The following is a 13,013-nucleotide window of genomic DNA, read 5'->3' as shown; positions in this document are numbered from 1 at the left end:
GCCCCATGGTCGCCTCAGAAGGTCCGGCGCGCCTGCAGGAAGACGAACGGCCCCTGCCGCGTGCCCCGGTCCTCCCGGAAGGCCAGCGGGGAACTGTTCCGCGGGCCGGTGTGGACGAAGCGCGTGCGCCGCCGCTCAAGATCGCTGGCATTGCCTGCGTCGAACCGCAGCGTCAGCTCCGGGCGCGGCTTCCACTGGACGAAGAAGGTCAGGTCGGGATCAGTCTCCAGGCGGCGGACCTCGCGGATTCGGTACTGGAATGAGTCGTCCAGATTGCAGCCGTGATGACCGCCATAGGACCATCGGCCGCCGCGCAGGTCCTGGTCGAAGCTGACCCCGCAGCCATTGGCCAGCTGGCTGCTGAACCGTCGCGCCTCTCCCGTCAGGGGATCGATCACGCTCGACTGGTTCCAGCTGTAGCGCGCATGGAAGCGAGCATTGGCGAGGCCGAACCGGTCCAGCGGCAGGGCCAGCTGCACCTGCTGGAAATCGGAGGTTCCCGTGCCGACGTTGCCCACGGCCTCGAACCCGCCGACCAGGGGAATGACGTCGACGATGTCTTCCCACTCGCGGTGCGATGCTGTCAGGGTCAGGACGCCCTCGCCCCAGAACCGGCGCTCATAGACGCCCTCGACGACCCAGCTCTTCTCGGGCTCCAGTTCGGGATTGCCGCCCTCGACCTGGTTCAGATCGACGTCGGCCGAGGCGACGAAGTCCTCGAAATCCAGCTGCCCGACCTCGCGCTCCAGCCGCAGCCGGACCTGGTGATCGGGGATCGGCGTCCAGGTCAGCTGCACGCGCGGCTTGGGATAGACGAAGGTCCGGGACCGGTCGCTGTCGCCCGACTGGCGGATCTCGGACACCTCCACCCGCAACGCCGCCTCGACCGTCAGGCTGGCGCGGGGCCGCCAGGTCGCCTGGCCGAACGCCTCGCCCCGCAGTTCCTCCACCCTGACCGACGCCGAGGGCAGCGGAACGGGCACGCCGTTCTCGGCATAGGTCGTTGTGCTGTCCAGAAAGTTGTAGGCCGCCTCGCCGCCGCCCTCCCAGGCCCAGCGGTCGTTCGGCCGAAACCGAAGAACGGCGCGGGCGATGCTTTCGCCCGATGTCGAATCGGACCCGAAGTCGGTCCCTCCACTGGCCGTACGCGATCCCGACAGACTGTCCTCGGTCTCATAGGTCTGCAGGCCGATCAGCTCGATCTCGGCGCGCTCGCCCAGCGGCCGCGACCAGTTGGCCCCGACCTCGCCATTGGCGCTGCTGTAATCGCCGGTGTTCAGTTCGTCGCTGCCGATCCCCGACAGGATATGGGTGTCGATCGAACTGGCCATGTCGAACCAGTTGCCCAGGGCGTTGATCCGCAGCTTGCCGCCACCAACCCGCACCTGCCAGGCCACGGTCCCCTCCAGGCTCCTGTATCGGTCCCAAAGGTCCAGGTCCGCGTCCTGGGTCAGAGTGCCGGCCGCATCAAAGCGCCGACGATAGCCCGTCGCCGTCTGTCCGGTCCGATCTGCACTCGCGCTGAACGAGGCCTCCAGCTGGTCATCGCCCTCGCGGCGCGACCACGACCCCTTCAGCAGCGGCCCCAGGTAGCCGTCCGGATACAGGTAGCTGTTGACCTCGATCACCCGCTCGATCTGGACCGTGCGTTTCAGCACGACATTGGCGATGACGGCCCGGCCCTGCATGTCGATGCCGGGTGCCCCGCCCCGGATCAGCTCGATCCGTTCCACGCTGTCGGCCGAGATGCGGCGAAGGATCGCGTCCAGATCCTCGCTCTTGGTCGCGGGGCGATCTCCGTCGATCAGCACATTGCCCGCTGCGCCCGCGAAGCCGCGCGTGTCGTTGTCGCCGCTGTCGAGGCCGAAGCCGGGCAGGCGACCGATCATGTCCAACGCGGTGTTCGGCCCGGAGCTGGCAAAGAAGTCCGGCGTGAAGATCAGGACGCCTTGCGGTGGCGTGTCCCCGACCGTTGCCGGCTCCGCTGGGCCGGGTGTCTGGGCACCCGCCGGTATCGGGACCGCGAGAACTGCCGTCGTGGCGAGCAGAAGGGCTCGAATCAACATGGTACGCGCACCCCCGCCCCCGGGATCGGCTGGCCGGGTCCGCCTACAACGACAGGGGCAACCAGAGGATTAAATCTGTGTCAGGTTCGGCAGCGACCGGCGCGGCCGCTGCCGCCCCGATCAGAAGGTCTTCTTCAGGGTGATCTGGTAGAAGGTGTTGGGGTCGATATCGCGGGTCTCTGTGAAGGCCACGGGCCGCCCGCCGGTGCGGCTGGCATAGACGGTGCGCTCGACGTTGAAGTCATTCCAGATCGTCACCTGGGCCCGAACCGAGATGGACGGCGTCGGCTTGTATTCGACAAAGCCCTGAAAATAGTCGTCGCCGTTGAAGCCGGACGTCTGGTCCGGATCGAAGGAATACTGCCGCAGCGACTCCAGGTAGGTGGCGGCCCAGTTGATCTTCCAGCTGGTGATGTCCTGGCTGATCGTGAAGCCGGGCTGCGACGGACGCACTCCGGATATGGGGCGCGTCTTGCCCGTCGTCGGGTCGGTGACCTCGGTCTTCGTCCAATCGTTCTCGAAGGTGAACTGCCCGCCCGAGAAGCCGGTCCAGTCCAGCGGAATCGAGATGTTGACCTCCAGCTCGTCCAGGGTCCCGTCGCCGATGTTGCCGACCGCCGACAGGTCGCCGGGCAGGGGCAGCTGGTCGATCACGCCGGTGATCTCGTCGTGGCGATAGCCGACCGAGACGATGCCGTCGCCCAGGAACCGGCGCTCATAGACCAGTTCGGTGACCCAGCGCTGTTCGGGCTCCAGATCGACATTGCCGCCGAAGACATTGTCGTCGTCCAGCTCGGCCGAGGCTGCGAAGTCGCCGAAGTCCAGCTGTCCGACCTCACGTTCGAAGCGGAAGCGGACCTGGTTGTTGGCCATCGGCGTCCAGGTCGCCTGGAAGCGCGGCTTGGCGAAATAGAAGGATTTCTCCTGATCGGCGTCGCCCGACTGGGTGATGGTGGAGGCTTCCAGACGGATCCCGCCTTCCAGCGTCAGGTCGGGCCGGACGCGCCAGGTCGCCTTGGTGAAGGCCTCGCCGCGCGTCTCCTCGACCGTGACCGAGGCTGAGGGCAGGGCCACGGGCGTGCCGCCGACCGTGAAGGCCTGATCGGTCTCCAGCATGTTGTAGGCCACCTCGCCCCCGCCCTCGATCGTCATCGACGGCGACCGTTCCCAGCGCAGCAGGGAGCGCAGGATGGTCTCGGACGCATTGCCGACCGAGGTGAACCGCTGTTCGGGGCTGGCGACGCCTGCGATCACGCTGCTCGATACCGCAGTGTCGTCGAAGTCGCTCCATTCACGGATGAACCGCGTCTCGCTGGTCACGCCGGTGCGGATGGGACGGGTATAGACGGCGCCCACCTCGCCGCTGGTGCCTTCGTCGCTGAAGCTGTTGTTGCGGCGGACGCCGGGTGCGCTCTGCAGGCTGAAGTTGCGATAGTCGTTCTGGCCGATGCGGGCCGTCAGGTCGATCTTGCCGCCCAGCAAGGCGTCGGCATAGTTGCCGCGGATGGCCTGGCCGCCGCCCTGCTGGTCATTGACGTAGGCCTCGTCGCGCAGGATGGCACCACTGGCATCGCGGCGGATGACGCGGCCGGGCCCGTTGGCATCGCTGATGCTGACCCCGTCGGACAGGGTGATGCCCCACGACCGGTCCCCATCCTTGGCCGTGAACTGGTAGTTGCCGTTGTAGGCATCCTGCCCGCCGTCGAACAGGAAGGCGTTCCACGTCAGCACGGACTGGCGGCTGGACTGGCTTTTGGTGATGACGTTCACGACGACGGAATAGCCCTGCATGTCGATGCCCGGGGCCCCGCCGCGAACCAGTTCGATGCGCTCGACCTGCGTCGCCAGGGTCCGGCCTAGGACGGACGATCCGCTGTCGTTCTTGGATGCCGGGCGGGCCCCGTTGATCAGGATGTTGCCGACCGCCCCTTCGAACCCGCGCGAGCCGTCGCCGTCCCGGGTCGAGAAACCGGGGACCCGGCTGACCATGTCCAGCGCCGTGTTGGGCCGATAGTCGGTGAAGAAGTCGGGCGTGAAGACCAGCACGCCCTGCTGGTCGGTCTCGGCCACCGGGGCCGCGGCCTGGGCCGATGGCGTGGGCGGGACGGTCTGGGCCTGCGCCACGCCGGCACCGAACAGGATGGCCGTGGTCGCCAGTAGGATCGTCTTCGTCATCGCCTGGGGTTCCCCTCGTCTTGTGAGGGCCGGTTTGGCGGTCGCGGGGATCGATCTCCAGTTACAAGGCGGACAGGTGGATTAAATCGAATACAGCATTACAGCGCTGTAATGCATTCCGATATTTGAAAACCCGGTCTGTCCAAAGAACGATCCAGTGTTTCTGGAAGGCACGGACTGTATAGCGGCGACAGGGATCCTGCGGCCGGCGGGCCCTGTGGCCATGCTGATGCCACAAGGCGCTGCAAGCGTCACAGGGCATCGTGAGGGAGTCGTCGATGATCCGTGGTCTGGCCCTTGGCCTGTTGCTGATGTGTGCCGCCGTGCCCGCCGTGCCCGCCGTGGCCCAGGACGCGGATCAGGTCGATGACATCATCGTCGTCGCCCGCCGGTCCCAGACGCCGATCTGGGAAGTCAGTCGGGGGGACCGGTCCCTGATCCTGGTCGGCAATATCCGGGGCCTGCCGCATGATTTCGAATGGAGCCCGTCGGGGCTGGAGGCGGCGACCGCGCGGGCGGACCGGATTATGTATCCACCCGTGGCCCGCGTCTCGGCATCCGATCTGTTTCGCCTGCTGTGGCGGATGCGGACGATCAGCCGATTGCCGGGCGAGACGACCAGCGCGGACTATCTCGATCCGGCCGTGCAGGCGCGGCTGGAGGCCGTCATGGCGGACGACGGCGACGACTGGCGACGCCAGAGCTTCGTCTTTCTGGGCTTCGACCTGACACGGGACAAGGCGGGCTATCGAACCGGCGGCGACGATGCCGAAGATGTGGTGCGGCGCGGGGCCCGGCGGGCGCGGATCGAGGGCGAGACGGTGGGCGAGGTGCGAGGCGACGAAATCGTCGACAACCTGATCAACCAGGCACCTGGGGCCTATGTGCCCTGTGTCGCCGCCGGCGTCGTGGCGGCGGAGGGCGGGCCGGACGGTTTCGTCGCCCGCGCCGAGGACTGGCGCGCTTTGCGGGTGCCCGAAGTGATCGGGAACCCGCTGGACGTCGCCCTGGGCCAGTGCTGGCCGTGGGGCGATCCCGAGATCGGGCCGCAGCTGCGCGGGCAGTGGCTGACGGCGATATCCGGAGCCCTGGATCAGGCCGGGACGACTCTGGCCGTGGCCCCGTTGCGGCTGCTGGCCGAACCGGGCGGCGTTCTGGATGGCCTTGAAGCACAAGGGTTCGAGGTGCGGGGCCCCGACTGGAAAACCGGCCAGGCGGACTGAAAAACACCGTCCGACCCGTCCGACCCGTCCGACCTGTCGCGCGGCGATTGGTGCTGAATAGCGATGTCAAAGACCGGGAGCGGCAAGCCTGACAAGTGGCTGCGTCAAATTCGGTCGTGACCTAAACCGCCGTCCCGCCCACCGTCAGGCCGCCGATCTTGAGGCTGGGCTGGCCGATGCCGACGGGGACGCCCTGGCCCGACTTGCCGCAGACCCCGACGCCGGGGTCGAAGGCGAAGTCGTCGCCGATCATGGACACGTTGGTCAGGGCGGTGGCTCCGTCACCGATCAGGGTAGCACCCCGGACCGGCGCGGTGATCCGGCCGTCCTCGATCAGATAGGCCTCGGTGCACTGGAAGACGAACTTGCCGTTGGTGATGTCCACCTGGCCGCCGCCGAAGTTGGCCGCATACAGACCGCGCCTCGTGCTCGCGATCATGTCCGCCTGTTTGTCCCTGCCACCCTCCATGAAGGTGTTGGTCATGCGCGGCATGGGCATGTGGGCGAAGGACTGGCGACGGCCGTTTCCGGTCGCGCGCTGGCCCAGCTGGCGCGCCGACAGCCGGTCGTTCATCAGCCCGACCATGATGCCGTCCTCGATCAGGACGGTCCGCGAGGTCGGCGTGCCCTCGTCGTCGACGCTGAGCGAACCCCGACGTCCGGCGATGGAGCCGTCGTCTACCACGGTCACGCCGGGAGCGGCCACGCGCTGGCCCATCATGCCGCTGAAGACGGACGAGCCCTTCCTGTGGAAGTCGCCTTCGAAGCCGTGGCCGATGGCTTCGTGCAGCAGGACACCGGGCCAGCCGGCAGCCAGGACCACGTCCATCTCTCCAGCGGGGCAGTCGATGGCCTCGAGGTTGACCAGGGCCCCGCGCAGGGCTTCGTCGACCTGGGCCTGCCAGTGTTCGGGCTGGATCCAGGTCTCGAAACCGGCGCGGCCACCGGCCCCGGACGACATGGTCTCTCGGCGACCGTCCTTCTCGACCGTGACCGAGACGTTCAGCCGGACCAGGGGGCGCACATCGTTCACCATCAGGCCGTCGGCGCGCAGGATCTCGATGGCGCGACGCTCGCCGACGATGGAGGCGGACACCTGAACCACCCGGGGGTCGCGGGCCCGGGTCCAGGCGTCGATCTCCTGCAGCAGGGCGATCTTGTCCGAGAAAGCCGGCGAGGCGAGGGGATCGACCGCGTCGTAGAGCTTCTGGTTGGTGGCGCGGGGGCCTTCGGCGGTGATCCCGGCGTGACCGGACCTGGCCAGGGAGGCGCTGTCGGCGGCGCGGCGCAGCGCGGCGGCGCTGATTTCATTGGCGTGGGCGTATCCCGCGGTTTCACCGGCGACGACCCGCAGGCCGAAGCCCTCGGTGGCGTCATAGGCGGCGGCCTTCAGGCGACCGTCGTCGAAGACCAGGGATTCGGACTCCGAGCGTTCCAGGAACAGTTCGCCGTCGTCGGCCCCGTGGAGGGCCCCCTGAAGGATAGCGAGCGCCTCGGACGGATCGACGCCCGAGGATTCGAGCAGGGGCGGCGGGGGGGTGTGTACGGTCATGGGCAACAAGTAGTCGCTGGTCGGTCTCTCGCCAATCCTCCCCCGTCGGGGGAGGGAGACCACGAAGTGGCGGAGGGGGCCGGCCGCAGGCACCGAACCTGCCGCGAGCCCCCTCCGTCGCTGCGCTTCGCTTCGCGCCACCTCCCCCAACGGGGGAGGATCAACACGCTGTGGATCGGTCAGGCAGCGGGCCGCTCGGTCGAGGTGCTCACCGACACGCCGGGGCCGCGGACGACGTCCCGGCTCGTCGTGACAGTCGTGCTGACGTTGACGAAGTTGACGTCTCCCGACCCGGAGATGTTCTGGTTCACCGTCGCCGGTCGTGTGGCCATATCGACGTCGCCGGACCCCGAGATCGAGATGTCGGCCCGGTTCGTCGGTGCCACTGTCGCATCCCCCGATCCGGCGATGGCGACATTGGCGTCGGTGGCGGACAGGCCGGACAGGTCGGCGTCGCCCGAGCCGGAGATGTCCAGTTCCAGACTGCGGACCCGGCCGCTGGCAGAGACGTCGCCGGAACCGGAGATATCGACCGCGAGCGTGTCCTGGTCATAGTCCTTCAGCGTCAGGTCGGCGGAGCCTTCCAGGTTGAAGGTCGAGACGTCCGGGGCCGTGACCACGATATGGACGGCTTCCGAATGGGCCCACATGCCGCGGCCGTCGCGGTTGCGGCCGAAGACGACCGTCTCGTGGTTCGGGCCGTCGGCATCGTCGGTGGTCCACGTGAGGCGGCCATCGACCAGGCGGACCTTCTCGACTAGGTCGGCGGGTCCGGTGACGGAGACACCCGCCGTATCGCCCTGGACGTAGTCGACGTCGGCGGCCAGATCGATCGTCAGGGTGTCGCCGCCGGTCCAGGCGATCTGGCGGGTGATCTCCGGGGTGCGGGTGTCGTCGGCCCGCTGGAAGCGCACGGTGTCGCCATCCTCGTCCTTGAAGGTCCAGGACCAGCCGTGGCGGGCCATGTCGCGGCCGCCGAGCGCGAAGGCACCGCCGAGGGAGGCCGTGGCCAGCACGAGGCCGGCGGCGGCGATGATGAACAGGGTCCGGATCATGCGGGGTCTCCCACGACTTGGGTGGATTGGGGCTCGAGCGCGGGCTTGAGCAGGCGGTAGTGCAGGCGGGCGAACCAGACGATGCCGTTGACCAGCCAGATGGTGACGATGGCCAGCAGGGCTCCGGCCGATGCGGCCCCGGCCATCAGGCCCAGACCCGCGAGGATGGCGGCGAAGGCTCCGCCCGGCGCGCCGGCGAACGGCCCGGCGACCATGATGGCTCCGCCCGAGACGAACAGGGCGATGACGGCAATGGCGACCCCGAACAGGGTGCCGATCACCCCCATCAGGATGGGCAGCAGGATCAGGATGTCGATGGCCCCCAGGCCCAGGACCGCGAACACGGCCCCGGCGGCGGCTGACGGGTTCTTTTCCTGGTGCCAGCGCTGGGCCCCGGCCTCGGCCCGCAGCTCGCGTGCCAGACGGTCGGGATCCCCCAGGGCCGCGGCGACCTCGGCCTCGGTGCGGCCTGCAGCGGCCCCGTCGGTGAAATGGGTTTCATAGTCGTTCACGATGTCCGAAGCGGTCGAGGTCGGCAGGCCGACCAGCCCCTTCTTCAAACGACTGAGGAATTCGGCGCGGGTCATGATGCTTCTCCCGGAGCAGGCACCGGGGGCGAATCGTTTGCGACGATTGCATCCACGGCGCGGGTGAAATGGGTCCATTCGGCGGACTGGGCAGCGAGCGCGTCGCGTCCGGCCTGGCTGAGCCGATAGTATTTGCGCGATGGGCCCGACGATGATTCGACCAGATAGGTCTCGACCAGGCCATCGGTCTGCATGCGGCGCATGAGCGGGTAGATGGTGCCTTCGCCCATGTCGATCGCGTCCGACAGGCGGCTGGCGATCTCGTAGGCATAGCTGTCGGCACGGGCCAGAAGCGCGAGAACGCAAAGGCCCAGCACTCCCTTCTTCAACTGTATCTCTATGGTTTCGGGCATGTCCGAACACCTCCTTTGATATCTGCAGGCTATCGCAAGGTATCATGCTTGGCAAGGTAGCTATTCAAACATGACAGCGATTTAACCCGGGGGACCGTCGGCGAAATCCGCCGCCTGCGGCGACGGAACGCGCCCGTATCGCTTGGCAAGGGGGAAGTGACCCGATATGGACCGCGCTTGAAATCGTCGGGCCCCTCCCCGGAGGCCGGACGGGGCGGCGTCGTTCGTGGCCCATTGGCAGATGTATATGAGGAACTCTCGCATGGGACTGGGCACGCGAGCCCTGAGCAAGACCGGACACCTTCTGGGTGCCGCTTCGCTCGCCGTCTTCTTCGCCACCCCGACGTGGGCGCAGGACCTGATGGGCCAGCCGACACCGGGCGGCATCGATCTGCAACCGGCCGCCTCGCCGCTGAAGCACGAGGCGATCTTCTTCCACGATGTGATCCTGATGCCGATCATCGTCGGCATCTGCCTGCTGGTGCTGGGCCTGCTGGCCTGGATCGTCTTCCGCTATAACGCGAAGTCCAACCCGGTTCCGGCCAAGTGGAGCCACAACACGGCCGTGGAGATCGTCTGGACGGTCCTGCCGGTGATGATCCTGGTCGGTATCTCGCTGTTCTCGTTCCGCCTGCTGTTCGCCTATCACGACACGCCGCCGGTCGACCTGACCATCAAGGCGACGGGCAACCAGTGGAACTGGGCCTATGAATATCCCGACCAGGGCGTGGCGGAATACATCTCCAACATGCTGCCCGAGGACGAAGCCAGGGCGCGTGGCGTGCCCTATCGCCTCGCCGCCGACGAGCCGATCGTCGTGCCGGTCGGCAAGACCGTCCGCGTGCTGGTGACCGCTGCCGACGTGATCCACGCCTTCGCCCTGCCGGCCTTCGGTCTGAAGACCGACGCCGTGCCTGGCCGGATCAACGAGACGTGGTTCAAGGCCGAGCGCACCGGCGTCTTCTATGGCCAGTGCTCCGAGCTGTGCGGTTCCGACCACGCCTTCATGCCGATCCAGATCAATGTGGTGACCGAGGCCGAGTTCGCGGCCTGGGTCGTCTCCAAGGGGGGTTCGATGACGGCCGACGCCGACGCCGCCGCCACGGCCGCTGCTGCCACCGCCGCCGCCGCGGCTCCGGTGGCTGCTGCCGCCGGCGACGCCGCGACCCCGGCCGTCGCCGAGGCTCCGAACCCCGCCGCCCCCACGACCGCTTCCGCGACGACGGCGCCTGCCGCCGCCGCACCGGCCGCCCAGTAAACGCGAGCCCGAGACAGACATGGCCACCGACATCACCGCAGACGACATCGCGCACGCGCCCGGGCACGACGCCCACGCCGGGCATGACCACAAGCCGGGCTTCTTCACCCGCTGGTTCCTGTCGACCAATCACAAGGACATCGGCACCCTGTACCTGCTGTTCGCCATCATGGCGGGCATCGTGGGGGGCCTGTTGTCCGGCCTGATCCGCTGGGAACTGGCCGAGCCGGGCATCCAGATCTTCACCGAGGGTTCGGGCGTCGCCCTGATGGGCCTCGTGGAGCAGTCCAAGCACGGCTACAACGTCGTGGTCACCGCCCACGCCCTGATCATGATCTTCTTCATGGTCATGCCCGCCATGATCGGCGGCTTCGGCAACTGGTTCGTGCCGATCATGATCGGTGCGCCGGACATGGCCTTCCCGCGCATGAACAACATCTCGTTCTGGCTGCTGGTCGCGGCCTGGATCCTGCTGTGCCTGTCGATGTTCGTCGACGGCGGGCCGGGCAAGGGCTTCGGCGGCGGCTGGACCATCTATCCGCCGCTGTCGACCGTCGGCCACCAGGGTCCGGCGATGGACCTGGCGATCTTCTCGCTGCACGTCGCGGGTGCCTCGTCGATCCTTGGCGCGGTCAACTTCATCACCACCATCTTCAACATGCGCGCGCCGGGCATGACCCTGCACCGGATGCCGCTGTTCGCCTGGTCGGTGCTGGTCACCGCCTTCCTGCTGCTGCTGAGCCTGCCCGTCCTGGCCGGTGCCATCACCATGCTGCTGGCCGACCGCAACTTCGGCACCGCCTTCTTCGATCCGGCCGGCGGCGGCGATCCCGTGATGTTCCAGCACCTGTTCTGGTTCTTCGGTCACCCGGAAGTCTACATCCTGATCCTGCCGGGCTTTGGCATCATCAGCCACATCGTCTCGACCTTCTCCAGGAAGCCGGTGTTCGGCTACCTCGCTATGGCCTACGCCATGGTCGCCATCGGCTTCGTCGGCTTCATCGTGTGGGCGCACCACATGTACACGGTCGGCATGAGCGTGAACCTGCGCGCCTACTTCATCGCCGCGACCATGATCATCGCGGTGCCGACGGGGGTGAAGATCTTCAGCTGGATCGCCACGATGTGGGGCGGTTCGGTCAGCTTCAAGACCCCCATGCTGTGGGCCATCGGCTTCATCTTCCTGTTCACCGTCGGCGGCGTGACCGGCGTGGTCCTGTCCAACGCGGGCATCGACTACAGCCTGCACGACACCTATTACGTCGTGGCCCACTTCCACTATGTGCTGTCGCTGGGCGCCGTGTTCGCGATCTTCGCGGGCTTCTACTACTGGTTCGAGAAGATGTTCGGCGTGAAGTACAACGAGGTCCTGGGGTGCCTGCACTTCTGGATCATGTTCGTCGGCGTGAACATCGTCTTCTTCCCGCAGCACTTCCTGGGTCTACAGGGCATGCCGCGCCGCTACGTCGACTATCCCGACGCCTACGCCTTCTGGAACCTGGTATCGTCGTGGGGCTATGCGATCACGGCCGTGGGCGTGGTGGTCTTCCTGGTCATGCTGGCCGAGGCGGCGATCCGTCGTCGCGCCGGGGTTGCCAATCCCTGGGGTGAAGGCGCCACGACCCTGGAGTGGACCCTGTCCTCGCCTCCGCCCCATCACCAGTTCAATGAACTGCCGGTGGTCAAGGCCGACAGCCACTAAACCTGTCCCGTTCGTGATAGGACGAGGGCCGTCCCCCGACCGGGGGGCGGCCCTCTCACATTTTCATATGGCCCAGACCCCAGTGACCGCCACCCCCACCGTCTCGACGACCCAGCCGGAAGACTATTTCCAGCTGCTCAAGCCGCGCGTGATGTCGCTGGTGGTTTTCACCGCCCTGACCGGGCTGGTCGTGGCACCGGGATCGGTGAATCCGTTCGTCGGCGCCATCGCGGTGCTGTGCATCGCCATCGGCGCCGGTGCGGCGGGGGCCTTCAACATGGCGCTGGAGGGCGACACCGACGCCCTGATGCGGCGCACGCGCGGCCGGCCCGTCGCGGCGGGTCGGCTGAAGAAGAACGACGCCATGGCCTTCGGCGTGGTGCTGTCGATCTTTTCGGTCATGCTGCTGGGCATGAACACCAACTGGTTCGCAGCCGGGCTGCTGCTGATGACCATCGTCTACTATGCCGTCTTTTACACCCTGATGCTGAAGCGCCGGACACCCCAGAACATCGTCATCGGTGGCGCGGCGGGTGCGTTTCCGCCGGTCATCGGCTGGGCTGCGGCGACCGGCTCGGCCCCGTGGCAGGCGTGGCTACTGTTCCTGATCATCTTCCTGTGGACCCCGCCGCACAGCTGGGCTCTGGCGCTCTATTCGACCGGCGATTACGCCAAGGCCGGTATTCCGATGATGCCGGTGGCGCGGGGCGCGAAGTCCACGCGGCTCCAGATCCTGCTCTACAGCCTGTTGCTGGTCCCCGTCGCGATCGCACCCGGTTTCACGGGGATGGGTGGCCCGGTCTATCTGGCCGTGTCGATCGGCGGCGGCGCGCTGTTCCTCGTGCTGGCCGTCCGCATCTGGCGCTCGCGCGCGGGCGATTCCCCGGACAAGGCCGAGGCCGTGGGGCGAGAGGCCGCATTGTACGATGTGCGCGCGGAGGCCAAACCGGCACGCAATCTTTTCGCCTTCTCGATCCTTTATCTGATGGCCCTGTTCGCGGCCCTCCTGGTCGAGAGCTTCGGTCTTACCGGGATCTGATCC

10 protein-coding genes are annotated in these 13,013 nt (G+C 67.3%); 4 read left to right on the top strand and 6 right to left on the bottom strand.

Going from position 1 to position 13,013, the window contains the following annotated elements; all coding sequences use genetic code 11:
• Nucleotides 1–14: 14 nt before the first annotated feature.
• Entirely contained in the window at nucleotides 15–2,066 is a 2,052-nt protein-coding gene (locus tag HZ989_RS15050) for a TonB-dependent siderophore receptor (protein ID WP_209321600.1), read from the bottom strand.
• Nucleotides 2,067–2,186: 120 nt separating this feature from the next.
• The gene (locus HZ989_RS15045) at nucleotides 2,187–4,241 is read right to left on the bottom strand and encodes a TonB-dependent siderophore receptor (RefSeq protein WP_209321599.1); all 2,055 of its coding nucleotides are present in this window, start codon (nucleotides 4,239–4,241) and stop codon (nucleotides 2,187–2,189) included.
• A gap of 278 nt (nucleotides 4,242–4,519) precedes the next feature.
• Here HZ989_RS15045 and HZ989_RS15040 point away from each other — a divergent pair, with 278 nt between their 5' ends.
• Nucleotides 4,520–5,464, top strand: coding sequence for a TraB/GumN family protein (locus HZ989_RS15040; protein ID WP_245162400.1), 945 nt, complete (start codon nucleotides 4,520–4,522; stop codon nucleotides 5,462–5,464).
• A gap of 121 nt (nucleotides 5,465–5,585) precedes the next feature.
• Here HZ989_RS15040 and tldD read toward each other — a convergent pair whose 3' ends face one another.
• The 4 genes from tldD to HZ989_RS15020 form a co-directional block, all read right to left on the bottom strand.
• Entirely contained in the window at nucleotides 5,586–7,016 is a 1,431-nt protein-coding gene (tldD, locus tag HZ989_RS15035; protein ID WP_209321598.1) for a metalloprotease TldD, read from the bottom strand.
• Between the two features lie 179 nt (nucleotides 7,017–7,195).
• Nucleotides 7,196–8,071 carry a GIN domain-containing protein gene (locus tag HZ989_RS15030; RefSeq protein ID WP_245162399.1) on the bottom strand — a complete coding sequence of 292 codons (876 nt, stop codon included), beginning with the start codon at nucleotides 8,069–8,071 and terminating at the stop codon, nucleotides 7,196–7,198.
• Entirely contained in the window at nucleotides 8,068–8,658 is a 591-nt protein-coding gene (locus tag HZ989_RS15025) for a DUF1700 domain-containing protein (protein ID WP_209321597.1), read from the bottom strand. The genes HZ989_RS15030 and HZ989_RS15025 overlap by 4 nt, the downstream gene beginning before the upstream one ends.
• The gene (locus HZ989_RS15020) at nucleotides 8,655–9,011 is read right to left on the bottom strand and encodes a PadR family transcriptional regulator (RefSeq protein ID WP_209321596.1); all 357 of its coding nucleotides are present in this window, start codon (nucleotides 9,009–9,011) and stop codon (nucleotides 8,655–8,657) included. The genes HZ989_RS15025 and HZ989_RS15020 overlap by 4 nt, the downstream gene beginning before the upstream one ends.
• Before the next feature lie 262 nt (nucleotides 9,012–9,273).
• Between HZ989_RS15020 and coxB the strand changes: the two genes are divergently transcribed.
• The 3 genes from coxB to cyoE all read left to right on the top strand — a co-directional run bounded on the left by coxB (nucleotide 9,274) and on the right by cyoE (nucleotide 13,010).
• Complete coding sequence (coxB, locus tag HZ989_RS15015; protein WP_209321595.1) at nucleotides 9,274–10,269, top strand: cytochrome c oxidase subunit II; 996 nt, start codon at nucleotides 9,274–9,276, stop codon at nucleotides 10,267–10,269.
• A gap of 19 nt (nucleotides 10,270–10,288) precedes the next feature.
• Nucleotides 10,289–11,971 carry a cytochrome c oxidase subunit I gene (ctaD, locus tag HZ989_RS15010; protein ID WP_245162398.1) on the top strand — a complete coding sequence of 561 codons (1,683 nt, stop codon included), beginning with the start codon at nucleotides 10,289–10,291 and terminating at the stop codon, nucleotides 11,969–11,971.
• Nucleotides 11,972–12,038: 67 nt separating this feature from the next.
• A complete protein-coding gene (cyoE, locus tag HZ989_RS15005) occupies nucleotides 12,039–13,010 on the top strand; it encodes a heme o synthase (protein WP_209321594.1) in 972 nt (323 codons plus the stop codon).
• The last annotated feature ends 3 nt before the right edge of the window (nucleotides 13,011–13,013 follow it).

This window comes from Brevundimonas sp. AJA228-03, from assembly GCF_017795885.1.
GTDB lineage: Bacteria > Pseudomonadota > Alphaproteobacteria > Caulobacterales > Caulobacteraceae > Brevundimonas.
Note: the sequence above shows the minus strand (reverse complement) of the source record. Positions and strands in the feature narration are given on the sequence as shown.

Coding starts and splice junctions, on each gene's coding strand:
- HZ989_RS15050 (WP_209321600.1), bottom strand. CDS start 2,066: ATGTTGATTCGAGCCCTTCTGCTCGCCACGACGGCAGTTCTCGCGGTC.
- HZ989_RS15045 (WP_209321599.1), bottom strand. CDS start 4,241: ATGACGAAGACGATCCTACTGGCGACCACGGCCATCCTGTTCGGTGCC.
- HZ989_RS15040 (WP_245162400.1), top strand. CDS start 4,520: ATGATCCGTGGTCTGGCCCTTGGCCTGTTGCTGATGTGTGCCGCCGTG.
- tldD (WP_209321598.1), bottom strand. CDS start 7,016: ATGACCGTACACACCCCCCCGCCGCCCCTGCTCGAATCCTCGGGCGTC.
- HZ989_RS15030 (WP_245162399.1), bottom strand. CDS start 8,071: ATGATCCGGACCCTGTTCATCATCGCCGCCGCCGGCCTCGTGCTGGCC.
- HZ989_RS15025 (WP_209321597.1), bottom strand. CDS start 8,658: ATGACCCGCGCCGAATTCCTCAGTCGTTTGAAGAAGGGGCTGGTCGGC.
- HZ989_RS15020 (WP_209321596.1), bottom strand. CDS start 9,011: ATGCCCGAAACCATAGAGATACAGTTGAAGAAGGGAGTGCTGGGCCTT.
- coxB (WP_209321595.1), top strand. CDS start 9,274: ATGGGACTGGGCACGCGAGCCCTGAGCAAGACCGGACACCTTCTGGGT.
- ctaD (WP_245162398.1), top strand. CDS start 10,289: ATGGCCACCGACATCACCGCAGACGACATCGCGCACGCGCCCGGGCAC.
- cyoE (WP_209321594.1), top strand. CDS start 12,039: ATGGCCCAGACCCCAGTGACCGCCACCCCCACCGTCTCGACGACCCAG.